Origin of the sequence: Elstera litoralis, assembly GCF_000963705.1 — a bacterium.
In the GTDB taxonomy this organism is placed as follows: Bacteria; Pseudomonadota; Alphaproteobacteria; order Elsterales; family Elsteraceae; genus Elstera; species Elstera litoralis.
This window is the reverse complement of sequence record NZ_LAJY01000912.1, coordinates 1-875: the sequence shown is the minus strand read 5'-3', so window position 1 is coordinate 875 and position 875 is coordinate 1. Positions and strand designations below refer to the sequence as shown.

Sequence of the window (875 nt, the reverse complement as noted above, 5' to 3'; positions counted from 1 at the left end):
TAGCCATATTGCCATGCGTAAAGCAATTGGCTGAGATGCAAACTCTTGCCGCCCGCGACCGAATGGACCGGCATTCCCGCAGGCTTATTAAGGACAAGGACCAATCCATCCCGGTGCAAAACCCAGTCTTGTACGTGATACGCGATCGCTTCCGGATCGTGCCGGAGAGTTTCTGCAATTTCTAAGAGAGATAAAGCGCGCATGGGGAGGTTAATGCCACCTGAAAGATTGATAGTTTATTAATGATGCCTTTCATCATTAACATTTTGAGCCCTTGTTGCTCAACTTAGACATATCCGAGGCTAGCTTGTCACGCGCGGTCACTCTGTCTTTTTGCTACATTGCGTTGCGATAAGAACAGAGGTTTTCGCTATAATTTATTTCCATATTAAGGGAAATTTTAGACCTCAAAGCCTACCTTCGCCCCAGGGCAAATCGCGTCAGATGTAGGAAGCAGGAGCAACACATGACGATGGTACTCATCCAATCGGCAGTAGCTTTGGGTCTTACAGTGCTGATTTTGTGGCTTTCTCGTCCGCTCGGTCTGCGCCTTGGTGTGTTGGATATTCCGAATAACGTGCGCAAGTTTCATGCGCGGCCGACCCCCAAGATGGGCGGAACCGCCTTAGCGATTGCGGGATTGGCATCCGTATTTTTGCATTCTATCAATGCGGATATGCAGTTTCCCGTTAAGGTTGGTGTAATACTCGTGGCATGCCATTACATCATCGGCCTTGTGGACGACCGCTCGGATATTGATGCGCGGCTGCGGCTTGTGCTCTCGACCTTAGCAACAACGGCCGCTTTCTGGCTCGATCCGACCCTCGTGGCGCTGAATCTGAATTTCTCCTGGGGGATCAACGTTGGCATGGTCC

At 50.4% G+C, this 875-nt stretch carries 1 protein-coding gene and 1 pseudogene; one reads left to right on the top strand and one right to left on the bottom strand.

Going from position 1 to position 875, the window contains the following annotated elements; all coding sequences use genetic code 11:
* Nucleotides 1-203 (bottom strand): annotated as a pseudogene (locus VZ95_RS27710) (hypothetical protein); the annotation flags it as partial.
* A gap of 263 nt (nucleotides 204-466) precedes the next feature.
* Here VZ95_RS27710 and VZ95_RS20695 point away from each other — a divergent pair.
* Nucleotides 467-875 (top strand): hypothetical protein (locus tag VZ95_RS20695; RefSeq protein WP_045777547.1); only part of this gene is annotated, 409 nt, incomplete at its 3' end.